This is a genomic window from Methylobacillus gramineus (assembly GCF_020532675.1).
In the GTDB taxonomy this organism is placed as follows: Bacteria; Pseudomonadota; Gammaproteobacteria; order Burkholderiales; family Methylophilaceae; genus Methylobacillus; species Methylobacillus gramineus.
Genome location: NZ_JAJAVE010000003.1, coordinates 712,566 through 738,264, shown reverse-complemented (window position 1 = coordinate 738,264; position 25,699 = coordinate 712,566). Strand labels below are relative to the sequence as shown.

The 25,699-nt window shown below is 50.9% G+C and carries 24 protein-coding genes; 11 read left to right on the top strand and 13 right to left on the bottom strand.

Annotated features, from left to right (window positions below; all coding sequences use genetic code 11):
• Positions 1-242: 242 nt before the first annotated feature.
• Both LG201_RS13970 and LG201_RS13965 read right to left on the bottom strand, forming a co-directional pair.
• Positions 243-1,976, bottom strand: coding sequence for a methyl-accepting chemotaxis protein (locus LG201_RS13970; RefSeq protein WP_226772814.1), 1,734 nt, complete (start codon positions 1,974-1,976; stop codon positions 243-245).
• A gap of 41 nt (positions 1,977-2,017) precedes the next feature.
• Positions 2,018-2,482, bottom strand: coding sequence for a chemotaxis protein CheW (locus LG201_RS13965; RefSeq protein ID WP_226772813.1), 465 nt, complete (start codon positions 2,480-2,482; stop codon positions 2,018-2,020).
• 311 nt (positions 2,483-2,793) lie between these two features.
• Here LG201_RS13965 and leuS point away from each other — a divergent pair, with 311 nt between their 5' ends.
• The 5 genes from leuS to nadD are packed head-to-tail and all read left to right on the top strand — an operon-like array spanning position 2,794 to position 8,771.
• Positions 2,794-5,247, top strand: coding sequence for a leucine--tRNA ligase (gene leuS / locus LG201_RS13960; protein ID WP_226772812.1), 2,454 nt, complete (start codon positions 2,794-2,796; stop codon positions 5,245-5,247).
• Between the two features lie 3 nt (positions 5,248-5,250).
• A complete protein-coding gene (locus tag LG201_RS13955) occupies positions 5,251-5,793 on the top strand; it encodes an LPS-assembly lipoprotein LptE (protein ID WP_226772811.1) in 543 nt (180 codons plus the stop codon).
• Entirely contained in the window at positions 5,790-6,803 is a 1,014-nt protein-coding gene (gene holA, locus LG201_RS13950) for a DNA polymerase III subunit delta (RefSeq protein WP_226772810.1), read from the top strand. The genes LG201_RS13955 and holA overlap by 4 nt, the downstream gene beginning before the upstream one ends.
• Before the next feature lie 9 nt (positions 6,804-6,812).
• Positions 6,813-8,072, top strand: a complete 1,260-nt coding sequence (locus tag LG201_RS13945) for a glutamate-5-semialdehyde dehydrogenase (RefSeq protein WP_226772809.1) — start codon at positions 6,813-6,815, stop codon at positions 8,070-8,072.
• A gap of 24 nt (positions 8,073-8,096) precedes the next feature.
• Complete coding sequence (nadD, locus tag LG201_RS13940) at positions 8,097-8,771, top strand: nicotinate-nucleotide adenylyltransferase (protein ID WP_226772808.1); 675 nt, start codon at positions 8,097-8,099, stop codon at positions 8,769-8,771.
• Positions 8,772-8,893: 122 nt separating this feature from the next.
• On the opposite strand, the gene bioD is transcribed toward nadD, so the two are convergent.
• The 6 genes from bioD to LG201_RS13910 are packed head-to-tail and all read right to left on the bottom strand — an operon-like array spanning position 8,894 to position 13,884.
• A complete protein-coding gene (gene bioD, locus LG201_RS13935) occupies positions 8,894-9,565 on the bottom strand; it encodes a dethiobiotin synthase (protein WP_226772807.1) in 672 nt (223 codons plus the stop codon).
• Positions 9,562-10,440: a malonyl-ACP O-methyltransferase BioC gene (bioC, locus tag LG201_RS13930; protein WP_226772806.1), complete on the bottom strand. Its 879-nt coding sequence runs from the start codon at positions 10,438-10,440 to the stop codon at positions 9,562-9,564. Before bioC ends, bioD begins: the two co-directional genes overlap by 4 nt.
• A complete protein-coding gene (gene bioH, locus LG201_RS13925) occupies positions 10,437-11,258 on the bottom strand; it encodes a pimeloyl-ACP methyl ester esterase BioH (RefSeq protein WP_226772805.1) in 822 nt (273 codons plus the stop codon). Before bioH ends, bioC begins: the two co-directional genes overlap by 4 nt.
• A complete protein-coding gene (gene bioF / locus LG201_RS13920) occupies positions 11,255-12,460 on the bottom strand; it encodes an 8-amino-7-oxononanoate synthase (protein WP_404809750.1) in 1,206 nt (401 codons plus the stop codon). Before bioF ends, bioH begins: the two co-directional genes overlap by 4 nt.
• Before the next feature lie 13 nt (positions 12,461-12,473).
• Positions 12,474-13,481 (bottom strand): biotin synthase BioB, encoded by a 1,008-nt coding sequence (gene bioB, locus LG201_RS13915; RefSeq protein ID WP_226772804.1) that lies wholly within the window; start codon positions 13,479-13,481, stop codon positions 12,474-12,476.
• A 13-nt stretch (positions 13,482-13,494) separates the two neighbouring features.
• A complete protein-coding gene (locus LG201_RS13910; RefSeq protein WP_226772803.1) occupies positions 13,495-13,884 on the bottom strand; it encodes a hypothetical protein in 390 nt (129 codons plus the stop codon).
• A 265-nt stretch (positions 13,885-14,149) separates the two neighbouring features.
• On the opposite strand from LG201_RS13910, the gene LG201_RS13905 reads away from it, so the two are divergent.
• The 3 genes from LG201_RS13905 to LG201_RS13895 all read left to right on the top strand — a co-directional run bounded on the left by LG201_RS13905 (position 14,150) and on the right by LG201_RS13895 (position 15,080).
• Positions 14,150-14,365, top strand: coding sequence for a hypothetical protein (locus tag LG201_RS13905; protein ID WP_226772802.1), 216 nt, complete (start codon positions 14,150-14,152; stop codon positions 14,363-14,365).
• 56 nt (positions 14,366-14,421) lie between these two features.
• Entirely contained in the window at positions 14,422-14,667 is a 246-nt protein-coding gene (locus LG201_RS13900) for a hypothetical protein (RefSeq protein ID WP_226772801.1), read from the top strand.
• 170 nt (positions 14,668-14,837) lie between these two features.
• On the top strand, positions 14,838-15,080 hold the full coding sequence (locus tag LG201_RS13895) for a hypothetical protein (protein ID WP_226772800.1): 243 nt from the start codon (positions 14,838-14,840) through the stop codon (positions 15,078-15,080).
• 141 nt (positions 15,081-15,221) lie between these two features.
• Here the strand turns inward: LG201_RS13895 and LG201_RS13890 are convergent, their stop codons facing one another.
• From LG201_RS13890 to LG201_RS13880, 3 genes are read right to left on the bottom strand one after another with little or no spacing between them, the layout of a single operon-like run.
• Positions 15,222-16,604 carry an efflux transporter outer membrane subunit gene (locus LG201_RS13890; RefSeq protein ID WP_226772799.1) on the bottom strand — a complete coding sequence of 461 codons (1,383 nt, stop codon included), beginning with the start codon at positions 16,602-16,604 and terminating at the stop codon, positions 15,222-15,224.
• Positions 16,601-19,717 carry a multidrug efflux RND transporter permease subunit gene (locus LG201_RS13885; protein WP_226772798.1) on the bottom strand — a complete coding sequence of 1,039 codons (3,117 nt, stop codon included), beginning with the start codon at positions 19,715-19,717 and terminating at the stop codon, positions 16,601-16,603. The genes LG201_RS13890 and LG201_RS13885 overlap by 4 nt, the downstream gene beginning before the upstream one ends.
• 21 nt (positions 19,718-19,738) lie before the next feature.
• Positions 19,739-20,878 carry a MexX/AxyX family multidrug efflux RND transporter periplasmic adaptor subunit gene (locus LG201_RS13880; protein ID WP_226772797.1) on the bottom strand — a complete coding sequence of 380 codons (1,140 nt, stop codon included), beginning with the start codon at positions 20,876-20,878 and terminating at the stop codon, positions 19,739-19,741.
• A 152-nt stretch (positions 20,879-21,030) separates the two neighbouring features.
• Here LG201_RS13880 and LG201_RS13875 point away from each other — a divergent pair, with 152 nt between their 5' ends.
• Positions 21,031-21,645 (top strand): TetR/AcrR family transcriptional regulator, encoded by a 615-nt coding sequence (locus tag LG201_RS13875; RefSeq protein ID WP_226772796.1) that lies wholly within the window; start codon positions 21,031-21,033, stop codon positions 21,643-21,645.
• Between the two features lie 96 nt (positions 21,646-21,741).
• On the opposite strand, the gene LG201_RS13870 is transcribed toward LG201_RS13875, so the two are convergent.
• Positions 21,742-22,353, bottom strand: coding sequence for a hypothetical protein (locus LG201_RS13870; RefSeq protein WP_226772795.1), 612 nt, complete (start codon positions 22,351-22,353; stop codon positions 21,742-21,744).
• Positions 22,354-22,691: 338 nt separating this feature from the next.
• On the opposite strand from LG201_RS13870, the gene LG201_RS13865 reads away from it, so the two are divergent.
• Positions 22,692-23,561: an SDR family oxidoreductase gene (locus LG201_RS13865; protein ID WP_226772794.1), complete on the top strand. Its 870-nt coding sequence runs from the start codon at positions 22,692-22,694 to the stop codon at positions 23,559-23,561.
• A gap of 535 nt (positions 23,562-24,096) precedes the next feature.
• Here the strand turns inward: LG201_RS13865 and LG201_RS13860 are convergent.
• Positions 24,097-24,327, bottom strand: coding sequence for a hypothetical protein (locus LG201_RS13860; protein ID WP_226772793.1), 231 nt, complete (start codon positions 24,325-24,327; stop codon positions 24,097-24,099).
• A gap of 490 nt (positions 24,328-24,817) precedes the next feature.
• On the opposite strand from LG201_RS13860, the gene LG201_RS13855 reads away from it, so the two are divergent.
• On the top strand, positions 24,818-25,693 hold the full coding sequence (locus LG201_RS13855; RefSeq protein ID WP_226772792.1) for a LysR family transcriptional regulator: 876 nt from the start codon (positions 24,818-24,820) through the stop codon (positions 25,691-25,693).
• Positions 25,694-25,699: the final 6 nt, after the last annotated feature.

Sequence of the window (25,699 nt, the reverse complement as noted above, 5' to 3'; positions counted from 1 at the left end):
GTGATTGATGTTTTAACTGCTGTACGAAAGAAATAAGCGCTTGCATGCATATCAACGACCTTCTCAGTCATAACTTGATAGACAGGAATGGGCACACAATCCGAATGGATGAGGCACTATTTGAAATGGGGCATGAAGGTTTGAGAAATACCACTATAAAACCAGGGCTTTATCTTAAAGACAGCCTACACTCCCAATAAAAAAGCCGGGGTTTAGCCCGGCTTTTTTATTGCATATACTGATTAAAACTCAGTCCAGTCGTCACCAGACCCCGCAAGAGCAGGTATTGAGACAGCAGCAGACCCACTACTCCCCGGGCTCACTGCAGCGGCTTTGGGACGAGCAGGCTCAACCTTTACAGACCTTGGCTTGCTGGGGCTCACAGGTTTGGCTCGCACCGTAGATTTAACAGTAGTCTTGGGCTGCCAGCCACTGATCTTGAACACACTGACCGCCTGTGCAAGATTGGCTGCCTGATCCTGCAAGGATTGAGAAGCGGCAGCTGCCTCTTCCACCAGGGCTGCATTCTGCTGGGTGACTTCATCCATTTGCATGATGGCCTGGTTGACCTGTTCAATCCCTGTACTTTGCTCCTGGCTAGCGGCACTGATCTCACTCACAATATCGGTGACACGCTTCACGCTGCTCACCACTTCACTCATGGTGGCTCCGGCCTGCTCCACCAACCGACTACCAGCATCTACGCTCGCCACAGAATCACCGATCAATGTCTTGATTTCCTTGGCAGCATTGGCAGAACGCTGGGCCAGGCTACGCACCTCTGTAGCGACCACAGCAAAGCCGCGGCCTTGCTCTCCGGCACGGGCAGCCTCAACTGCGGCATTGAGCGCAAGAATATTGGTCTGGAAGGCAATACCATCGATGACACTGATAATATCGGCGATACGCTTGGAGGATTCATTGATGGCACTCATGGTGCTAATCACTTGCTCCACCACTTCACCGCCCTGTACTGCCACACCTGAAGCAGATACAGCCAATTGATTGGCCTGGCGCGCATTGTCAGCATTTTGCTTAACCGTTGAGGTTAATTCTTCCATGGCAGAAGCGGTCTCTTCAAGGGAACTTGCCTGCTCTTCGGTCCGAGAAGACAAGTCCAGATTGCCAGTCGCAATCTCGCTGGATGCCGTGGCAATGGTGTCAGTGCCATTACGTACCTCACCAACAATATTCGCCAGGTTGTCATTCATAGCCTTGAGCGCTCCTTGCAGCTGACCTATCTCATCACGGGAGTCTATTGTCACTGTAGTAGTCAGATCGCCCGCTGCCACTGCTTCTGCAACATTTACTGCTTTTGATAGTGGGCGTGTGATCCCCAAGGAAAGGCGCCAAGCAAAGAAAGTACCAAGCACCAGGGACACAAGACCCAGCACCAGGAAAATGATGCTGCTGGAATTTTTGACGCGCTGAATTTCCTCACCAGCATCGTCAATCACTTCACGCTCAAACTGCGCCAAGGCATTCATGCTATCGAAATAGGCTTGGCGTGCAGGGATAAATTCAGACTCTACACGGCGATCTATCACTGCAGTATCTACACCAGAGCCTCGCATTGCTAACAACTCATCTCGCACCGCAGAGAAGCTCTTGGCTTTTTCTTCGGTATCAGCAAACTTAGCCTTACCCTCAGGGTTGTTCAGCATGACCTCAAGCTTTTTCATGAGATCCACATTCAGCGCCAGGGTTTCCTTAATTTGGTTTTGATACATTTCAAGCATTTTCTGGTCTGGAGTTTTTAACGCAGCCAGTGTCCTGATGCCATTCTGCTTTACATTGGATGTCCACTCCGCCGCAATTCTTTCCTTCACCAGCTCTTCTTGTGCCATTTTTCTTGCCGTGTTACCCACTACTGCAAGTTGGCTTAGTCCGGTCGCCACCATAATCGCCATTAATAACAAGACCGCAGCAAAACCTGCGCCCAGTCGAACTCCAATTTTTAGATTTGAAAACTTCATACTACTTACACCCCCAATAATGACATGATCTTTATTCTTAGTTAGGCAGCCGCTTTATCAACTACGCCCAAAGCAATCGTTGCCATGAGCCTCTCTATATTCAGCAGCATCAATGTCCGCTCATCCACACTGGCAATCCCTAGAAGGAAAGACACATCGAGCATCACCCCCATCTCAGGTGGTTGCTTGATCTGGCTGGCATCCAGTGCAATCACATCAGATACACTGTCCACCACCATGCCAATCACCCGGTCTTCAAGATTCAGTACTATCACAACGGTGGTCTGATCATACTCAGGATTCAACTGCCCAAACCGAATCCGCATATCCACAATCGGCACGATAATGCCACGCAGATTAACAATGCCCTTGATAAAGTCAGGCGTATTGGCAATTTGCGTGACATTGTCATATCCACGAATTTCCTGAACGCTGAGGATATTGATACCGTAATGTTCCTGCCCCAGCTTAAATGCGAGCACCTCTATTGATTGCTGACCCAGCATAAACTCCCCCTTGATTAATAAACACTCTGCTCATTGAATTCATCTAGCTGACCGGTAAGCTAGGTAAATTCAGCACCTCGCAAGATTCGCTAAAATTTTAGTTAGCTCCTTAACCAACGACGCTATCAAGGAAATCTTTAGTTTAATCACAGTGAAAATTTGTGACCAATTGTTACCAACTATAAACCTCGCCCCAAGATTCCATTCCCCCTACCTTGCTTATTCCCAGCGCTGAAATACTGGCACACACAGCAATTCACGCAGCTTCAGGTATAATTTTCTTTTTAAAATTAAAAGACGTCTGACCCACCATGCAGCAGCAGTATCCATTCCGCGACATCGAACAACAGGCTCAGCAATACTGGGAATCTAACCAAACGTTTGCTGCCACCGAGCAGTCCGATAAACCCAAATATTATTGCCTGTCCATGTTCCCTTACCCTTCAGGTCGGCTGCATATGGGGCACGTGCGCAACTACACCATTGGTGACGTGCTGAGCCGCTATCACCGCATGCGCGGTTTCAATGTCATGCAGCCCATGGGCTGGGACGCGTTTGGACTACCTGCGGAAAATGCTGCCATCCAGAACAATGTCGCGCCTGCCAGTTGGACCTATAGCAACATTGAATACATGAAGGGGCAGCTGAAGAGCCTGGGCCTGGCAGTAGACTGGAACCGTGAAATCGCCACCTGTAAACCAGACTACTATCGCTGGGAACAATGGTTGTTCACCGAGCTGTATAAAAAAGGCCTGATCTACAAGAAAACCGCCACCGTCAATTGGGACCCGGTGGACCAGACCGTGCTGGCCAATGAACAGGTAATTGATGGTCGTGGCTGGCGATCAGGCGCGCTGGTAGAAAAGCGTGACATTCCCCAGTACTTCATGAAGATCACCGCCTATGCCGATGAACTGCTGAATGACCTGGATCAGCTAGATGGCTGGCCAGAGCAGGTCAAGACCATGCAACGCAACTGGATAGGCAAGAGCTATGGCTGTGAGGTTGAGTTTCCCCTGGCTGAGGGTAATGGCACGCTCAAGGTCTACACTACCCGTCCAGATACACTGATGGGCGCCACTTATGTAGCCGTTGCAGCAGAGCATACATTGGCCAGTCAGGCGGCAAAAAACAACCCTGAGTTACAGGCATTCATTGATGAATGCAAACGTGGTAGCGTGGCTGAGGCTGACATCGCCACTGCAGAGAAGAAGGGCATGGCCACCGGTCTCTTTGTCCAGCATCCACTCACTGGTGAAAAACTGCCGGTATGGGTAGCCAATTATGTCTTGATCAGCTATGGCGAAGGCGCAGTGATGGCCGTTCCAGCACATGATGAGCGTGATTTTGAATTTGCCGGTAAATACAACTTAAGCATCAAAGCGGTCATCAAGCCTGCGCATGCAGAACTGGAGTTACCTTTATCCCAGGCTTATACCGAGCACGGCATCCTGTTCAACTCCGGTGAATTCAATGGACTGGATTTCAGCAAGGCCACCGATGCGATTGCCATGGCACTGAGCCGAAAGGACCTCGGACAAAAACGCACCCAATACCGCTTGCGTGACTGGGGCATCTCCCGTCAGCGCTACTGGGGTTGCCCGATTCCTATCGTGCATTGCCCCAGCTGCGGTGAAGTCACTGTGCCTGCCGATCAATTGCCCGTGGTATTGCCCGAAGACGTGGTCATGGATGGCGTAGGTTCGCCGATCAAGAAGGATCCCAACTTCTATGACACCACTTGCCCAAGTTGCGGCGAGAAAGCAACCCGTGAAACCGACACCATGGATACATTTGTCGAGTCTTCCTGGTATTTCGCCCGTTATGCCAGTTTTGACGCAGACAAAAGCATGGTCGACGAGCGTGCAAATTACTGGCTGCCAGTAGACCAGTATATTGGTGGTATTGAACATGCAATCCTGCACTTGCTTTACGCGCGCTTCTTTAACAAGCTGATGCGCGATGTCGGGCTGATCAAGCATGACGAACCATTCAGCAACCTATTAACCCAGGGCATGGTGCTCAAAGACGGCAGCAAAATGTCCAAGTCCAAGGGCAATACCGTAGACCCACAGCAACTCATCGACAGCTATGGAGCCGACACCGCCCGCCTGTTCATGATGTTTGCCGCTCCACCTGAGCAAAGCCTGGAATGGTCTGATGCTGGCGTGGAAGGTGCCCATCGCTTCCTGAAACGTGTATGGACCGCTGTCACCAACCATGTGGAATCCGGCATCGTCGCGGCCTTTGCCACAGGTGAACTGTCAGCTGAACTCAAGAATTTCCGTCGGCAGTTGCACCAGACTATTGAGAAGGTCAGCGATGACTATGGCCGTCGCCACTCTTTCAACACCGCCATCGCGGCGGTCATGGAGCTGATGAACGCCTATGCCAAGCTGGAAGGTAACGACGGCACTACACGCGCCATTCGCCAGGAAACCCTGGAAAATGTGGTCTTGCTACTATCGCCTATCGCACCGCACATTAGCCACACGCTCTGGACTGAGTTACGCCCTGGCAGTCACCTGCTGGACACACGCTGGCCAGTGGCCAACAAGGCCGCCATGGTGCAGGATGAAATTGAGCTGATGCTACAGGTCAATGGCAAATTGCGCGGCAGCATGACGGTGGCGCGTACCCTAGACAAAACCGCCATTGAAGCACTGGCAGTCCAGCAAGAAAGTCTGCAGAAATACCTGGCAGAAGGTAGCGTACGCAAGATTATTGTCGTGCCCAACAAACTCGTTAATATTGTTGTAGGATAAAACATGCATATGCGCGCCACCCGCTTGATATTGATCGCTTTATTGCTGGCATTGACCGCTTGCGGATTCAAGATGCGCGGCATCGCAGACCTCAAGTTCAACACGCTGTATATCCAGGGCCCAACGATCTCCATCTCCAAGCCATTCAAGCGCCAGGTGGCAGTCAACGGTGTCAAGATCGTCAGCTCTGCCGACCAGGCAGACTTGCTGCTGGAAATCATGAGTGAAGCCCAGGAACAGCGAATCCTGTCCTTGAGCGGACGCGGTCTGGTACGTGAATATGAACTGTTTTACACAGTCAACTTCCGCTTGCGCGACCCCTCCAGCGAAACCTGGGGTGATGTGCAAAGCATCAAGGGTAGACGTGAAATCACCTATGATGATTCACAACTGCTCGCCAAGCAGCTAGAGCAGGAGCGCTTGTACAACGACATGAAGGATGATGCCGTACGCGAGCTGCTGCGCCGCCTGGTGGTACAGCGTCCAGACAAGAGTAAACCACGTGCTGCTGATCTCAAGACGCTAGACGACGATACGGTGGAATGAGGTTACAGCCACAGCAACTTGCCCAGCATTTAAGCCAGGGCTTACGCCCACTCTACATATTGATGGGCGATGAGCCTCTGGCACAACGCGAATGCCTGGATGCAATACGCGCAGCAGCGCGCGCGGCAGGCCATGACGAACGTAGCAGTCTGGTAGTAGAGCGCAACTTCAACTGGCAGCAGATTGCCGCTTTTGGCCAGTCCATTTCCTTGTTTGCTAGCCGCCGTATCCTGGAAATCGCCATTCCATCCGGGAAGCCTGGCACAGATGGCAGCAAAGCCTTGCAGGCATTGGCTGAGCATCCCGCGGAGGACACCGTCACTATTGTGATTCTGCCCAAGCTGGATAAGGATGGTAAAAATAGCGCCTGGTATAGCGCGCTCGAAAATGCCGGCGTATCGCTGGCATTGCTGGAAGTGGATCCAGCCCAATTGCCGCAATGGATATCTGCAAGACTGGGATTGCAACAACAGCAGGCCGACCGGGAAACACTGGAGTTTCTCGCCCACCAGGTGGAAGGCAACCTGCTGGCAGCCCATCAGGAAATCCAGAAGCTGGCATTATTGTTCCCCGCAGGTGCATTGAATGGTGAAAGCGTACGCGAGGCCGTACTCAACGTATCGCGCTATGATGCATTCCAGCTTGGCGAAGCCGTACTGACAGGTGATAGCGAGCGTACAGTACGTATCCTGCATGGCCTGCGCGACGAAGGTGCCCAGCCAGTCGCTGTAATGAGCGCACTGGGATGGACTTTGCGTGGGCTGATCAAAGTCAAGTTTGCTGAATCGCAAGGCAGCAATGTCACCAGTGCCATGCAGCAAGCGCGAATTTATGGCGACAGGCAGAACCAGGTCAAGCGCGCGTTGTCTCGATTGAGTATGCGTCAGCTGGAGGCTGCTCTGCAGAAGCTGGCTGAAATCGACAAGGCCGCCAAAGGCCTGATGCATAATGATGCCTGGCTGGAGATTTCACGACTATGCTTCGGCCTCGCGCGTATCGGTAGAAAGTAAAGGCAGGAAATGGACGACATCAAACACTATATGCAGCAATTGGGCATTGAGGCCCGCGCCGCTTCACGCGCCATGGCCAAGGCCAGCACAGAAACCAAGAATCAGGCATTACGCGCGATTGCCGCCGCTATACGCCGCGAACATTCCACACTGCTTGCAGCCAACCATGCAGACCTTGAAGCCGCACGCCACAACGGCCTGGAACCTGCCATGCTGGATCGATTGATCCTGTCAGAAAAAGGCATACACACCATGGCTGAAGGCCTGGAGCAGATTGCAGCCCTGCCCGACCCTATTGGTGAAATGTCAGACTTCAAGTACAGGCCTTCCGGCATCCAGATCGGCAAGATGCGGGTACCGCTTGGTGTGATCGGCATTATTTATGAAGCCCGGCCTAACGTCACGGCAGATGCAGCAGGCCTTTGCATCAAGTCCGGCAATGCCGCCATCCTGCGCGGTGGCTCAGAGGCCATACAATGCAACCAGGTGCTGGCATCACTGGTGCATGAGGGCCTGGCAGCGGCTGGCTTGCCTGCGGCTGCCGTTCAGGTAGTCGCCACCACAGACCGTGCCGCCGTGGGCGAACTCATTACTATGAAAGACTATGTGGACGTGATTGTGCCACGTGGTGGCAAGGGCTTGATTGAGCGTATTTCCAGCGATGCCCGCATCCCTGTCATCAAGCATCTGGATGGCAATTGCCATGTGTATGTTGATGCAGGCGCAGACCTGGACAAAGCGATACGCATACTGGAAAACTCAAAGACGCAGCGCCTGGGCACCTGCAACACGGCAGAATCGCTACTGGTCGCCCGCAGTATTGCAGCTGAGGCATTGCCGCTGCTAGCTAACATGTTGCTGGAAAAAGGCGTGGAAATCCGTGGCTGTGCAGAAACACAGGCGCTGGTGCCAGCAGCCAGGCCAGCCACCGAGGAAGACTATTACACTGAATACCTGGCGGCCATTATCTCGGTCAAGGTGGTGGCGGATGTGGACGAAGCGATTGCCCATATCAACAAATATTCATCACAACATACGGAAGCCATCGTTACCGAGAATTACACACATGCGCGGCAGTTCCTGCGCGAAGTGGATTCCAGCAGCGTCATCGTCAATGCCTCCACGCGCTTTGCTGATGGCTTTGAATATGGCTTGGGGGCTGAAATCGGCATCTCCACTGACAAGCTGCATGCGCGCGGCCCCGTCGGTTTGGATGGCCTCACCAGCCTCAAGTATATTGTGCTTGGCGATGGCCAGGTCAGAGCCTGATGCATCCAATTCCATCTTGCAGGAATGACGCTTAAGGCAACAACATCTCCCAAACCAGTGCCACTCATTGGCGTGATGGGTGGCACCTTTGACCCCATCCATTTCGGCCATCTACGTATGGCACAAGAACTGGCGGATGCTTTAAAGCTGGCAGCAGTTCGCTTCATTCCCTCTGCCAACCCGCCGCATCGCGACCCACCCATGACCTCGGCATCCCAGCGTGCCGAAATGGTATCCCTTGCCATTGCCGATAACCCCCTGTTCAAGCTGGATACAAGGGAGCTGACACGAGAAGGTTACTCCTACACCATAGACACCCTGCAATCTCTGCACAAAGAATTGCAAGGCAGTGCCAGACTCTGTTTACTCATGGGACTGGATGCTTTTGCTGGCATCACGCGCTGGCATCGCTGGCAGGGGTTATTGCAGTTTGCGCATATCGTCGTTGCCACCCGCCCGGGTGCAACGCTCGCGATAGAAAACGCAAGCCTGCATGAGTTCCTACACTTGCATACCCTGACAAGTACCCAGCAACTACATGATCAAGCGCAAAGCGGTATCTGGATGCAGGAAATTACTGCCCTGGATATCTCCGCTACGGAAATTCGCACCCAGCTAACACACGGCAGAACACCACGTTATCTGTTGCCTGATGACGTGTTACACCATATCCAACAATCTCTTTTATACACAAAATAGACCACAGCGACACATCTAGCGGCTTACGGCTTACTCAAAAAAATTGCCATGTGAGTAATACATTCATGACATTTAGCGAGATGGTCCTGCTTCATCGCTTAATGTCCCGATAATTTGGATCGTCACACCAAAGTTCCAACGAGATCAATGTCAGCATCAATGCGAGCCTGTACCTGCCAAGGTACGACACCTAAGCAAGGTACAGGCATACGCTGGTGTAAGGTGTGCAGGTTTTCTTCCAGCATCGCCATTTCAGGATCCACCTGATTTGCCACCCAGCCTGCCAATGTCAGGCCGCGCCGTGTGATGGCTTCTGCAGTCAGCAAGGCATGGTTGATACACCCCAGCCGCAAACCCACGACCAAGATCACTGGCAAGCTTAAGTGCGCGGCCAAGTCAGCAATATCATATTGATCATCCAGTGGCACATAGAAACCACCAGCCCCTTCGACAATCACGACATCCGCATTAGCCTGCAGACGTTCGAAGGCAGCCTTGATATTGCTCAGATCTATCTGCACACCGGCCTGTTTGGCGGCAATATGCGGGGCAATCGCAGGCTCGAAAGCGTAGGGATTGATATCTGACACAGGCAAATCCACATTGCTTGCAGCCAGCAGTTGCGTGACATCTTCTGAGACCAGTTGCCCATTGTGCCATTCACAGCCAGAGGCCACTGGCTTCATGCCGGTGCTACGAAGACCTCGTTGGGCAAACTGGCGTACCAGCATACTGCTGATCATGGTCTTGCCTACGCCGGTATCGGTGCCGGTTACAAAAAAAGCACGCTTCATACACTACGCTTTTTGGGATGGAACTCTACGGTAGAAACGCCTGAGGTCTTGCTATGCGCTGGTTTCCAGGCATGTCCATACACCACTTCATAAGTGGCGGGCAACTTGCCCTCGCTGCGAAACTGCTCGTAAGCTGCTGTCAGCTTTTGCAAAAACCCTCGCCCCAGCAGGCCACGGGGTCTGCCTGCCGCGGCATTGTGGGCGCCAATGGCTTTCAGGTCTCGCATGACGGACATGACATCGTCATAGGTCAGCACAAAACGCTCCACATCCAGCACTGGTGCACTGAAACCGGCACGCACCAGCGCATCGCCGATATCATGCATATCAATAAAGCGGCTGACATGGACATGGGCAGGATCGGTGCTGGATGCAGCACGTAATTCCTTGAGGGTATCAGGCCCAAAGGTGCTGAACATCACCAGGCCCTCAGGGCGCAATACTCTATGCATTTCACCAAACGCCTGGTCCAGATCATTGCACCATTGAATCGCCACGTTGGACCATACCAGATCGACGCTGGCGTTAGCCAACGGTAATTGTTCAATATCGGCACAAATGGCTGCTGCGCGGTTGAGACCGAGAATGCGTTTGAATAAGGGCTGTTGGGCCAAGGTTTTCTGCAACATGCCCAGTGCGATATCCAGTGATAACACCTGGCTGCCACTAAAGCGCTTGCCGAGCGCCAGGCTGGCATGCCCAGTGCCACATCCAGCATCCAGAATGGTCGCGGGTTTGAGCTTGATCAGGTCAAGCCGCTCAAACATGCGGTCTCGAATTTCCTGCTGCAGGATGGCAGAAGCATCATAGCTATCTGCTGCACGATGGAAAGAAGCCCGCACCCGGGCTTTATCTATCTGATATTCATCCATCATGCTGTCAGCTCAGGTGTTGAAAAATGACGCGGCTGTTCAGCTTGCAGGAACTCAGTGAGGGACTCGACAAACTGTGCAGCATGAGAGAGAAATGGCGCATGGCCAGCCCCGGCAATGACGCGTAGCTGGGCAGCAGGTAAGTGCTGAGCCAGCCAATTAGCCGCTTGCACAGGAGCCAGCGTGTCTCTATCACCGTGGATGAGCAACGTTTCCTGCTGCAGGGATGCCACCTGCGCCCTGAGATCATTATCCAGCAAGACATTGAGCGCCTGTTGCAGAGCGCTGGCAGAAGGTACTGGGCGTTCAGCAAGCGCCAGACGTAATTGTTTGATTGTCGCACGGGCATCACAGGCGCCCATGCATTGCAAGGTGAGGAATTTCAGCAACGTCGTCTGGTAATCCTCTCCCACTTGCCGGGCAAACTTTTCAAACACGGCGGCAGCCATCCCATTTACCCAGGGATGCTGAGAATCAGCAGCAGTATTTATAAAACGAGGGGTGCTGCCCACCAGTACCAGGCGCCGGACTCGCTGAGGCTGTGTTAGTGCAAGGTTCATGCTGACCAGCCCGCCGAGTGACCAGCCACAGACATCCGCTTCTGCTGGCAATTGCGGCAACAATGCCTGAATGATGCCTGGCAAACTCTCAGCCGAAATATCCTGGCTGAACCCCATGCCGGGCAGATCGACAATATGCAGCTCAAAATGTTTAGCCAGCTTTTTGACAACAGGCTGCCACACACCACCATGCATGCCCCAGCCATGAATCAATACCAGCGGGCGCCCACTGCCGGTGATGTGCATATGCAGTTGGCTCATGCCGATTCCGCTTTCTGTAATACAGCAATTAAATGACGCACATCAGCCACTGTATGTGCGGCTGACAGTGAAATACGTAAACGCGCAGTGCCCTTGGGCACGGTTGGGGGGCGAATGGCAGGCACCAAAATCCCCGCTTCAAGTAAGCGCCCACTCGCTGCCAGAGCCTCTTCATTGCCGCCAACGATAATGGGCTGTATGGCCGTGTCAGAGGGCATCAACTGCCAGCGCTGCAATCTGCATTCATCGCGCAATAACTTGATCAATGCATGCAGATGTTGGCGACGCTGACTATCGGTTTCAATCAGCTTGATACCCGCCAGCGCGGCAGCAGCCACAGGGGCGGGACTCGCGGTGGTATAAATGTAGGGTCTGGATGTTTGCAGCAGATAATCCACCAACACCTGCTCGCCCGCCACAAAAGCACCAGCAGCACCAGCAGCTTTGCCCAGTGTTGCCATATAGATAACTCGCTCAGAACACAGATGAAAATGTTCCAGCACACCACGTCCATTTTCGCCCAACACCCCAAAGCCATGGGCATCGTCCAGCATCAGATAGGCATCATACTGTTCGCACAAAGCGAGCAATGCAGGCACAGGCGCAATATCGCCGTCCATACTGAATACAGAATCAGCGATAACGAGTTTTCGCTTGGCTGTGCTTTTCGCCAGCAGGCTTTCAAGCGCGGCCAGATCATTATGCGGATAGCGATGTAAATCCGCGCGGGATAAGACAGCGGCATCGTTTAACGAAGCATGATTGAGCTTGTCAGCAAATACAGCGTCGCCACGCCCAACCAGTGCAGTGATAATACCAAGATTGGCCATATAGCCAGTGGTGAACAACAATACCGCGGGCAACTTCATCAAGCTGGCAAGTTGCTGCTCCAGCCTGTCATGCATGAGCTGATGCCCGGTCACCAGATGTGAGGCGCCTGTACCCACACCTACCTGATCCGCTGCGGATTTCATGGCCGATACAAGATCAGGATGACTTGCCAGACCTAGGTAATCATTGCTGCAAAAGGAAATTAGGTGCTCACCATCAACCTTGACGCGAGCACCCTGTGCACTTTCCAGTACCCGTCTATGACGTAGTAACCCTTGTGCTGCTCGCTGGTTGAGCTCAGCCTGCAACTCATCCAGCATATTGGGCACATGGCTTGGCTCTGCCGGGGCTGGCTCAACAAAATGCGTCATTCTGAAAAAACAATCAGAGGGGATGTATGCCCAGCTTACCAAACAGCTGCTTGTCTGCCACCGCTTCCGGGTTACCCGTCGTCAGCAGTTTTTCACCGTAGAAAATCGAATTGGCACCCGCCAGGAAGCAGAGAGCCTGTATACCCTCATGCATGCTTTGACGACCCGCAGAAAGCCGGACAAAACTTTGCGGCATGGTGATGCGGGCTGCTGCAATCGTACGCACGAACTCAAATGGATCCAGTTCATCAATGCCGTACAGGGGAGTACCTTCCACTTGAGTCAACAGGTTGATTGGCACACTCTCCGGAGGACGTTCCATATTGGCCAGCTGAGCCAGCAAGCCAGCGCGCTGGTTGCGCGATTCACCCATGCCGATAATCCCGCCGCAGCAGACATTGATATCCTGCTCACGCACTCGCTCCAGCGTATCCAGCCGATCCTGATAGGTACGGGTAGTAATCACGTCACCGTAATATTCCGGTGCAGTATCCAGATTATGGTTGTAGTAATCCAGGCCTGCATCTTTCAACTGCTCGGCCTGCCCTTCCTTAAGCATGCCCAGCGTGGCACATGTTTCCAGCCCCATAGCTTTCACTTCCTGAATCATTTTCAGTACAGGTTCAAGATCTCGCTGCTTGGGGCTGCGCCAGGCGGCCCCCATACAGAAACGGCTGGCACCATTTTCCTTGGCGGCACGAGCGGCTTCCAGCACTTCTTCCAACTGCATCAAGTCCTGCTTTTCCACATCAGTGTGGTAACGCGCTGCCTGCGGACAATAACCGCAATCTTCAGAACAGCCACCTGTCTTGATAGACAGCAAGGTACTGACCTGCACCCCATTCGGGTCAAAATTCTCGCGATGTACTGTTTGCGCCCTGTGCATCAAATCGCTGAAAGGCAACTCGAACAAGCCCACAATGTCATCCACACTCCAGCGCTGGGGGGCTTCTTCACGTGCAGCTACTTTGGCGCGTTCGCTGCCGTCCAGGCCGCGAATATCAATCACTGATTCAAGCATAGGGTGTCTTCCTTTATTCCGTTGTTTCTATGGTAATTTCCTGCCATGGCTCTCTCTTGGCCCGCAGGATGTCACGTATGCCCAAAGGCACAATGACGAGAATGCTGATAATCCAGATAATGATCGCCAGATTCAGTCCACCGCCGACCCAACCTGCCATGTTAGAGCTGAAATTCAACACCACGACCCATGTGCCTAACAAGCCATAAAAGCGGTAGCCCGCAGGCACCAGATATTCACAGACTCGGGTACAGGGATGTTGCGCCATCGAGGCATAGGTAAATATCGAGGCTGCGATCCAGATGGGGATCAACACCGGCACCATCACCGCGATGCTGGAAAAGAAGGGAAAGCTTTGTGCCGCCCGCATCTGCTGCCTAGCTGAAATGATTTTGGTAGCCATTATTTGAAAGTGGGATCAAAAGCGGATTATATCCTGTCAACCAACAACACAACAATCATTGACAACAGATTAAAAATTAATCATCTCTTTATTGTGTGGCGCTCATGCATTCAGGATTTTCTAAAAATTTCAGTGATTGTCTATTTCCAGGCAACCACTTCCCATTAGAAATAAATTGAATAGATGTGATATCACATAGACACCCTGTTTTGGAGAGGATAAAAGGAAGTTAATAATTTTAATAAGACTCTCATCAGGACAGGAAATGGCAGCTTTCAATTATAAGTCTCACTATGTTCAAGTGCTTGCAACAATAGTGGAGGGGGGACATCAGTGGATCGTACTGATTAATGGGCATTCGCTTGGAACCCCTAGTGAAAGAGGGAATGTCTACCCCATCGCTCATCATGCGATGGATGCTGGGCTTGAGTTTGCAAAAGCGACCATTGAAGCAATATTGTCCCAGCCAGGTGTCAACTGAAGATTGGTGATGGCACAAATGCTGTGGATATCAGAAAATTTCTAATAGGATCAGGAATGTCGGTGTTTAATTATCAATCTCACCAGGTTCAAGTCCTTATCAGTAAAGGAGATGGTGGCTATAAATGGATCATCTTCATTAATGGGGAGGTCGTATTACCCTCTTATGAAGCAATCCATGTTTTCAGCACAACGCATGAGGCGATGGAGGCAGGTTTGGCATTTGCGAAAGCAGAAATTGATCAAGCCATGGGTGCATCCAATCAGGTCTTAGACCGCAATATCCAAAATCAAAACCCTTAATGCCTGCACTGCCTTACTCAGTCAATCGATATGAATATATCGATCCCGTTTAAGCAATGCTAGCTCGTCACTCATCCGGCAGAAAAAACTACCTCCATCATATCCAATGGAACCATGAGAACCTATTGAAGTCTTCCTATTAACACTTGAATACCTAAAAAGGATCCACCATGTCGGTCTTAGTTTTTTACAAGCATCATGAATTTCAGGTAGTGACCACCAAGGTGAATGGAGGTCATAAATGGCTTGCGCTTATCGAAGGTCATGAAATTGGCACGCCTCATGAGCGATTACATATTTACAAAACTGCTGACCAAGCATTGGATGCCGGCATCAAGTTTGCACAAGATGCGCTTGAAAAAGCATTGACCTATCTTGGTGTGAATCAAAAACCATCCCACAAAGAATTTTGATTTCTCTAATGCCTGACAAACACTTTTGTCAGGTTAATGCGTTACATCACATAGTGACTACTGCTTAATATTGATAGTGTATATAGTGTTTATCAAGTGGTAATACTTAGGACTACCCTTGATTAGGCTCTTCCGCGAATACTAAACCTTCCATTCCCCACCGAGCACCTTGAACAGGTTGATACTGTTGCTCAGTGATAACTGCTTGAGCTGTACCAACATTTGCTCAGAATCAAACAGGCTGCGCTGTGCATCCAACAACTCGAGATAACTGGATATTCCCATGTCATAGCGGCGTGTAGCTAGCCTCAGGCGTTCGCGTTCCCCGGCAGTCACTTTGCTCTGGGCCGCAATCTCCTCTTCAAGCTGGGTTCTGGCTAACAACACATCTGACACCTCACTAAAGGCGATCTGGATTGTTTTCTCATATTCGGCCACGCTGATGTTCTTGCGTACACTGACGAGATCAAGATTGGCCTGGTTGCGGCCATGGTTGAATATGGGCAGGGTCAGCTGAGGCGTGAATGCCCAGGCCCGGCTACTGCTACCACTGAACAATTTGGAGAAGTGCTCATTCACCAGGCCAATATTGGTGGTCAGCTGCACCCGTGGGAAAAACGCCGCACGAGCGGCACCTATATTGGCATTGGCGGCCAGCAGCTTGTGCTCTGCAGCGCGAATGTCTGGTCGGCGTTCAATCAACTCCGATGGCAGGCCTATCGGTAGTGCGGCAAAGTTGAGCGTATCCAGAGGTTCATCCGAAGCAATGTGAAGGTTTTGATCGCCCACCAGCAAGACTAGTGCATTCACTGCCTGCAATTGCTCTCGCCGTAATGCAGCCAGGCTGGCTCGCGTGGCTTCCTGCTGCACTTCAGCAGTTTTCAGATCAATCGCCGTATCAATGCCGGCATTGAAGCGGCGTTGAATACGTGCAAGACTGACCTCACGCGATGCCAGGGTATCCTGGGCAATAGCTTGCCGCTCTGTCAGTGTACGTACATTAAGGTAAGCGACCGCCACTTCCGCGATCAGGCTGGTCCTGGCGGTTTGCTTGGCCTCTTCGGTAGCAAAGTATTCTTCCAGTGCGGCCGTTGACAGGCTTTTGACACGACCAAAGAAATCCAGCTCAAAATCGCTGATCCCCAAGCCCACCCGATACATATCAGCTTCAAATGTCTGCCCTTGGGCAAAGATGGTTTTGCTTCGTTCATAGCTGAGCGTGCCATTCACCGCAGGCAAGCGATCAGCCCGCTGGATGCCATATTGCGCCCTGGCCTCTTCAATCCGCAAAGCTGTAATGCGTAAATCCCGGTTGTTTTCCAGCGCCACTGCTATCACCCGCTGCAGTTCTGGCTCAGTAAAGTATTGCTGCCAACTATTGGGGGCAGTCGCTGCCTCGGCTTCTGTCGTCACTGGATAACTGGCTGGGATAGGTGCATTCGGACGCGCATAATCCGGGTTCAAGGAGCATGCCGCCAGGGCCATCGACATGACCAATAGACTGGGCTTGAGTAAGTAACTCATTGAGATTCACCCCCCTGATGTTGTTGTGGTCGTTTAAGGTAATGACCAACCGTGGCAAAAAATAAAGGCACAAAGAACACGGCAAGCACGGTGGCCGTGATGATGCCGCCCAATACGCCAGTACCAATCGCGGTTTGCGCGCCAGATGCCGCCCCTGTTGCAATAGCCAGCGGCAGCACACCCACACCAAAAGCAAGCGAGGTCATGATAATCGGGCGCAAGCGCAAACGCGCGGCTTCCAGTGTGGCATCCAGAATACTCATGCCTTCCTCAAACTTATCCTTGGCAAACTCCACAATCAGGATGGCATTCTTGGCAGACAGTCCAATGGTGGCGATCAAGCCAACCTTGAAATAGATATCGTTAGGCATATCCCTGAAAGTGACGCCCAGCAAAGCTCCCAGCACCCCCAAAGGAACCACCAGGATGACGGAAAACGGGATCAGCCAGCTTTCATAGAGTGCTGCCAATGCAAGGAAAACCACAAGGATGGACAAACCAAACAATATCGGTGCTTGAGAGCCAGAAATACGCTCTTCATAAGACTGGCCAGACCAGTCAAACCCTACGCCGGTTTTCAGGCTGGAAGCAATCCTCTCAATTTCACTCATCGCTTCACCGCTGCTATATCCAGGGGCTGCATTGCCGTTGATGGTGAATGAAGGAAAGCCGTTATAGCGTGTCAACTGCGGTGGCCCCATGGTCCACTCCATGGTCACGAAGGATGCCAAAGGCACCAGGTTGCCATTGCTGCTTCTCACTCTCAGCTTTCTTACATCATCGAGCTCCAGACGATTTTTGCCATCAGCTTGCACAATCACGCGACGAATCTGCGTACCATGCATGAAGTCGCCGATATAGTCAGAACCAAACATGGTGGCCAAAGTAGCATTGATCTCATCCATGGACACGCCCAGCGTCATGGCTTTGCGCCTATCAATATCAAGACTGATAATCGGCGCATCACCCAGACCTGCAAACATGAGATTGGTCAGGACTGGACTCTTGCTCCCCTGCTCCAGCAGTTTTCCGCGCGCCTCAGACAAGGCCTGCAAACCCACGCTTGCCCTATCTTGCAGACGAAGATCAAACCCGTTGGAAGAACCCAATTCAGGCAATGGCGGTGTATTAATCGCAAACACTGTCAGATTATTTCTGCCATAAAAATGACCATTCAATCGATCTACAATCGCTTTCACATGCTGATCGGCGCTCTTGCGCTCACTCCAGTCATTCAGTGTGGCAAAGATCATCCCGCTACTGGATCCGCTGCCGTAAATACTGAAACCACCTACCTCGTATGAATATTTAACCGGCTCATTCTCGACTAAGTATTTGCTCACCTCACCCAATGCAGCCTGGGTCTCGGTCATGGTAGCGCCTTGAGGCAACATGACCATGACCATGAAATTCCCCTGGTCTTCGTCTGGCAGGAATGCCGTAGGCAATCGCACAAACATGAGAGCGACCACCGCGACAAGAGCGCCATACACTATCAGCCAGCGAATCGGGCGCTTCAGGATGTTCCCGACCCGAATTTGATACCGGTTACTAAGCGAGACAAACGTGCGGTTAAACCAGCCAAAAAACCCTGTCTTCTCGTGGTGATCCTTATCTGCAGGCTTGAGCAAAGTGGCACACAGGGCCGGTGTTAATGACAATGCCAGGAACGCGGAGAACGCAATTGAAACTGCCAGTGCCAGCGCAAATTGACGATAGATATTCCCCACAGCACCACTGAAAAATGCCATCGGCAGGAACACCGATGTCAACACCACGGTAATGCCGATAATGGCACCACTAATCTGCTTCATAGCCTTGATCGTGGCCTGATAAGGCGACAGGCCCTCTTCCACCATGAGGCGCTCAACATTCTCCACCACCACAATGGCATCATCCACGACGATACCAATCGCCAGCACCATACCAAACATGGTCAACACATTGATGGAGAACCCCAGCGCATACATCACGGCAAAGGTCCCGAGCAGGGCAATCGGCACCACAATCGTTGGGATCAGTGTCGCACGCACATTCTGCATGAAGAGGTACATCACCAGGAACACTAGCAGAATGGCCTCAAGCAGCGTGTGCACCACCTTTTCAATTGAGATGGAAACAAAAGCGGAGGTGTCGTAGGGAATTTGATACGTCACGCCAGCGGGAAAGTAGCGACTCAGTTCATCCATGGTGGCCGTGATCCGTTTAACCGTGGCCACGGCATTGGAACCAGGCGACATTTTCACCGCCAAACCAGCCGCATTCTTACCATTCACCCGAGAGGCCACACTGTAATCGCTACCGCCATATTCAACGCGCGCGACATCTTTAAGGATAATGGCCGAGCCATCGGCTTTTGTGCGGAGCGGGATATTCTCAAAATCCGCCGGTGTAGTAAGCGCAGCATCGGCCATGATATTGGCACTGATAGGCGCATGTTCCGGCACTCCCCGGTTACCAATTTCTCCCACTGTCACGCGCGCATTGTGGCTGCGGATGGCAGAGGCGATATCTGAAGTAGATAAGTTGAGTGATGTGAGCTTTGCTGGGTCTGGCCAGATACGCATGGCGTACTCAGGACTGAATGACTGGACTTTACCTACCCCCTCAACCCGCCGTAAGGCTTGCAGGATGTTCGCAGAGGCAATCTCTCCCAGTTCGATCTCGCTCAAACGATTGTTTTCAGAGGTAATGGAGACCACAAGCTGAATGGTATCTGCAGACTTTTCAATGGAGATACCGTTACGTCGCACCACTTCTGGCAATCGTGCTTCAACAGTTTTGAGGCGGTTTTGCACTTCAACCGCGGCCAAATCCGGATTGGTCCCCTGCTTGAAAGTCAGGCTTAAAGAGGCAGATCCGGGGCTGCTGCTGGCTGAGGTATACATCAATCGCGGTGCGCCATTCATTTCACGCTCTATCACAGCCGTCACGGTTTCTTCAACCACACGTGCTGAAGCACCCGGATATGACGCGCTGACATTCACAACGGGAGGCGCAATATCAGGATATTGCGCTACTGGCAGACCGCGAATGGCCAGCAAGCCTGCCATGATGATCAGTAGCGAAATCACCCAGGCAAAGACTGGGCGTTGAATGAAAAAACTGGCCATGAGGTTCTCAGTTCAAAAAATTTATGGGTGATTGGATGCGGCAGCTTTTTCAGCTGTAATTTTGACCTGAGTCCCTGGTGCCAGCATGCCAGGATTGGTAGTAATCACACGCTCGCCACCTGCCAACCCCTTGGTTACAATCCAGTCATTACCTTGCAGGCTATTGGCGGTGACTTCAACCGCCTCCACTTTACTTTCTGCATTGACAACCATCACACTGGCACCACCTGCGGTACGAATCAGCGTATCTCGAGGTACACGCACCGTGTGATTGTTCACTGCCTGCTCCAGGCGCACCTGCACATAAGCTCCCGGTAATAACTCGCGCTCAGGGTTGTCAAACAAAGCACGCATCGCCACTGTGTCGGTATTGGTATCTACAGCCAGATCAGAGAAAAATAATTTGCCGGGCTTGCTGTATTTGCTCCCATCGGGAAATACTAAATCCACTTTCACATTCTTGAGTGCCACCCCTTCAACCTTGCCCGACTTGATCGCACGTTGCATCGCCATCACCTCGGCCGCAGGCTGAGAAAAGTTGACGTAGATAGGATCAATCTGCTCCACCGTCGTCAGGGGTGTCGGCGCATCCTGCCCGACTAAAGCCCCTTCAGTCACCAATGCACGCCTGGCACGACCATCAATCGGTGAGGTCACTTTTGAATATCCCAGATCAAGCCGAGCTTTATCAAGCTGGGCCTTTGCCGTCAGCCATTCGGCCTTTGCCTGCATTTCCTCAGAAATGGCTGCCTGATAATCGCGATCACTAATAGAATGATCTGTCGCCAAGTCCTTGTATCGCCGTAGTTTATCCAACGCATTGGCATGACTGGCTTCTGCTTTTGCCAATGCACCTGCTGCCTGGTCTTTTGCGGCAGTGAGCAACTCAGGATTAATCAAGAAAAGCGGTGTCCCTTTTTTAACGTCCTGGCCCTCCGTGTATAGCCGTTCAGTCACTATCCCTGCCACCCGAGCGCGCACCTCAGCCTGCCGATACGCTTCCAGCCTTCCTGGCAACTCAACTGCCAGGACAGAGGGGGTAACAACTGTTTGGATTACAGACACTTCAGGCACTTCCTCTCCTGCTGCATTCGGCGCTGAGTTCTGGCTACAGCCTCCAAGAACAAGGCTGGCGATAATAAAAGAGGTGGCTCCAATCATGCGGCTGCAATAAGGCATTGAATTCTCGATCCAAAGGGTTGGCTGAACATACAGAACAGCATTCTGCCTGAAACAATAATTACAATCAATCATGAATGATTAAATAAATATTGGTACAATCCCTTTACTTTTTCATGGGATTGATCGCAATCGTGGCAAGAAAAACCAAAGAAGATTCACAGCTCACCAGAGAGGCGATTTTGGATGCAGCTGAATCAGTGATATTCAAAAAAGGCATGAGCTATACCACGATGGCAGATATCGCTGATGCAGCGAATGTCTCTAGAGGCGCTGTATACGGGCATTACAAAGGCAAGGTGGAAGTAGCTACTGCCATGGTGAGCCGTACCCTCGACACGATCCAGATTATTGAGAAACTGGAAGAGGAATCACACCTTCAATACTTATATCGACTGGGCCTGCAACATCTGCATTTATCAGTTGATCCAGGTGCAGTACAAAGAGTGTTGTTAATTTTGTACATCCGTAATGATGATACGCCAGAGCTAATTGAACAAAGGGTGGCGTGGGAACAGACACACTTTGGAAGAGTGAAACGCTGTATTAACCAGGCCATAGCGGCGAATGAGCTGGCAACAAATACCGACCCATATATGGCAGCCCTCTACTTCCAGACCTTGCTTGATGGCATTTTCTGCAGCTTATTCTGGAGCAATTATTGCTCGGATAATCAATGGGAAACGGCTGAGAAGCTTTACAAAATCGGCTTTGAAGCGCTTAAAACCTCCAGGCAATTTCTGCGCTGAGTCGGATGAGTCCTCATTGAGCTACTTGTTGACCACCACTACGAGTTTGATAAGCACAGATCACATTTGCTTGGTTTAGCGCCTTCCAAAGTTTGCTTATACGTCAGCGCGATCGGAAGAATCAGCACCTGCTCCCCGCATAAACATCTTGTTCACCATCTCCGACATACCCAGTGTCGCAATCTCACCTCGCTGAACCGACTCTATGGCGGCATACAACAGAAAGTCATAGGATTTGGCCAACCAGCGGGCGGGCATGTCTATCCTGAACACGCCTGCTTTCTGTCCTTGCAGGAAAAACGCCTCAAGAGTATTGCTGAAAAAAGATGGCACATACCCCTCAGGGGCTTCGTCCCTGACATCACTCAAGTTTACCCAGAGCGCGGCCGTCCAGAATAGATATAGCTCCCGCTCGGCGATTACGTTTTCCGCCAAACGGTGAAGAGCCACCTCAAAAGGAGGTTGCATCAGGCTGGCCTGATCAAGCGCTTGCTGCATGTGTCGCCTGGAGCGCTCCGTCAGCAGCTTAATTACACCCTCGCGGGTTGGGGAGATGCGGTAGAGCGTGGCCTTGCTCGTCCCTGCAGCGCGCGCGAGCTGCTGCAGATTTGCCCTGGGATGTTGGGAAACGGCTAATGCAAGCGCACGAGTGAGTTTTTCATCTAGCTCAATAGTCATGTCGTCATCGCGAGTTATAAAAAGACTCACATGAGAGTCCAGATGGGTTCGTTTAAGTCTATGAGTCTATCAGCTGGCGGGTAGTCCGCCCAAGACAAAGAACCTAAAAAAAATCAAATAAATCCATATTGATTCATTTAACCCCATATGACACCATAATATCCTTAATCGATTCTCGTGAAGCCACTTTCAATTTGTCAAAGTTGCTTCGTCACGGAGGACACCACTCATCCCTGCTTCACGCCACTAGGCACTGGGAGGCGAAACAGGCAAGTCCTGAAAGACGAACAAACTCTACACAATGCGGGCAAGAGCCACTAGCAACGGCCTCACCATTGACATAGCTATTTCTTAGATTGGAGATTTTCATGATTCTAGTAACTGGCGCAGCTGGGCAACTTGGTAGATTAGTCATTGGGCATCTGCTAAAAACAGTCCCAGCCCATCACATCGTGGCTGCTGTGCGACATCCAGAGAAAGTCAGAGACCTGCAACAGCAAGGCATCACAGTACGCCGGGCTGACTATAATCAGCCCGGGGATTGGCCAGCAGCATTGGCCGACATCGACAAAATATTGCTGATCTCAGGGCCTGAAGTGGGGATCAGGACTACGCATCACAAGACAGTGATTGATGCGGTAAAAAACAGCGCCACAGTCAAGCTTATCGCCTATACCAGCATGCTGAGAGCGGGTACCTCTGGCGTTCCCTATGCCAGCGAAGACCGCGAGACCGAAGCCATGATCAGGGCATCTGGCGTGCCACACGTTTTCATGCGACACGGCTGGTATACCGAGAACTACACCATGAATTCGGGCTATGCTCTGCAAGGCGGCGCACTCTATGGCTGTGCAAAGAACGGACGTATTTCGGGTGCCAGTCGCAACGATTATGCAGAAGCGGCGGCTACCGTACTCACTTCGACGGATGTAATCAAACCCATCTACGAACTGGCCGGCGACACCAGCTTCACCCTTGCAGAAGTCGCTGCAGAAATATCGAAACAGGCTGGCGTCCCCGTGACTTATCTCGACATGCCAGAAGCCGACTATCGGGCCCTTATGGTGACCTATGGGCTCTCCGAGAATCTTGCCAACACGCTGGCGCAGGCAGACACAGGCGCAGCCGGGGGTGATGTCTATAGCGAAAGCAAGGGCCTCAGCACACTGATTGGACGACCCACTACACCGCTCGCTGTCATTGTGCAGGAGGCATTGTCCAACCTGCAGCCCTATTAAAAACATTGATCGCCACCTGTTAGTACGGCAATGCCACAGCTTCAGATGGGATATTTGACCGCAGGGCCTTACTGCTAAAGATAGTCTCAGCCACTATCCCAAATATCGTCAAAGCCATCTTGCCTTGATTTAAACAGACTAGAAGCCTGAAAATAATGCTCCACGCATGGTCGCACACCAATTTTCACTACTGAAAAAATAGTATCGCTGTGGCAATCAAAAGCTAAGGTTATATTTTTTATATATCAAGACATTCCAATATTGCTGAAAATTATGGCCAAAATAGAATGCTTATCAGTTTCTACTTATTTTTAATCTGTAAACCTGATGAGTAAGGCAATCTGCAACCACTTCCCCCATTTTATTACGCTGAATTTCAACTCAGCTGCAGATAAAAAACAACGCGTAAAGCAATCTTGATGATTAGAAATTCCTACAGCTTGTTCCAACAAAAAATAAAGGGCTACATCTCTGTAGCCCTTTAAGTATCAAACTCAATCCGTGAATTAAATGTGATGATCCACGGTCATGATCATTAGGATTTTTTAACGAGTGTTAAGCCAGTTCTCTTGGCTTTCAATAACACTTCGATTACTTCGGGGGCAGCAACCTTATGCAACTTGATGACTTCATTCAATTTTTCAATCAGCTCAGGGATACCCTCACTTTTTGAATCCAAAGTAGCTGGAGCTTCTAAAGCTTCTAACTTAGATTGCAGATCTGCAATTTTTTGTTGAAGTTTTGCACGACGATCAGTTGTAGCCATTTAACCTCTCAATGATATATGGATTTATGAACCGGTATTATCTATCAAATCAAGGGATAATTACTAGCGCAATTATAGTTACTTCTAATTATTCAACTTGGATGGTGGTTGAGAACTAAAATCAGGTCACCATTCTTACCTGTTTAATGGCGCTATCTTTTCCATTTCTGTAGCCAACATCAGTCCCAATTTTTCACTTTCTCGCATACTGTTTGGCATGCCAATTCATATTTAGCTAGCGTTATATCACTTGCATTCAATTCACCAGATAGATGCCGAGAATAAAATTCTGGACACCGAATAGTCATATTTGAGGCATCTGATGATACAGATTTTTCAGTAATCAATTGATATCGTAATAGCGCAAAGCATCATGGATTAATAATATCTGCATCCAGCCATGGCTCTGATTGGCCCCATACAGAAGCTTGCCTTTGACCCAAGATATAATATTATCCAATCTTAAATCCAGTTAATATTATAAAAATATATGGATAGCAATCTTTTAATCACGTTTCTTGAAATCACCCGCACGGGCAGTTTTATTAATGCGGCAAAAAAACTGAACGTGACACAGACAGCGGTCACCATCCGCATCAAGAATCTAGAAGAATACCTGGGTTGCTCGTTATTTATCAGAAACCGTAGTGGTGCCAAACTCACCGATAACGGGGAAAAGTTTGTTTCATACGCCAGTCAGATTATCCAGACTTGGGAATCCGCGCGTCGCGATCTGCCTTTCCCTGAAGGAACCAATGGCATATTGACCATAGGCGGTGAAGTCAGCCTGTGGAACCCCTTGCTGCTTGCCTGGGTATCCAAGTTAAAAACCACTTATCCCCGATTGTTTATCAATACCATAGTAGCCGACCCCAAACACCTGCATAGCCAACTTGTTGCGGGTACCATGGATGCGGCATTGGTTCACCAACCAGATTACTGGCCAGGCATGCAGGTCACGGAAATCCTGGAAGAAAAGCTGATATGCATACGCTCAAAGAAAACCGCTGAACCTTACATCTTCATTGATTGGGGTGATGAATTCCGGGTGCAACACGACACAGCATTATCTGGGCAATTGAAATCCAGCATGTCGGTTAACCTCGGACCACTGGCCCTTTTCCATATTCTGGAGCACGGTGGCAGCGGATATTTCAGAACCAGGGTGGTTCAAAAATACCTGGATGAAGGTATCCTGGAGATCGTGCCACAGACCCCGGAATTCTCCCATCCAATTTACGTGGTATATCCACGCAACCTTCACAGTCAAGAGCTCGTCAGTTACCTGCAACTCCTGCAGCAAATTACAGAAGCTCCATCCAACTGGTCTCAGCATACCGAGTTTGTCTTGTCACCCACCACTTAATATAAG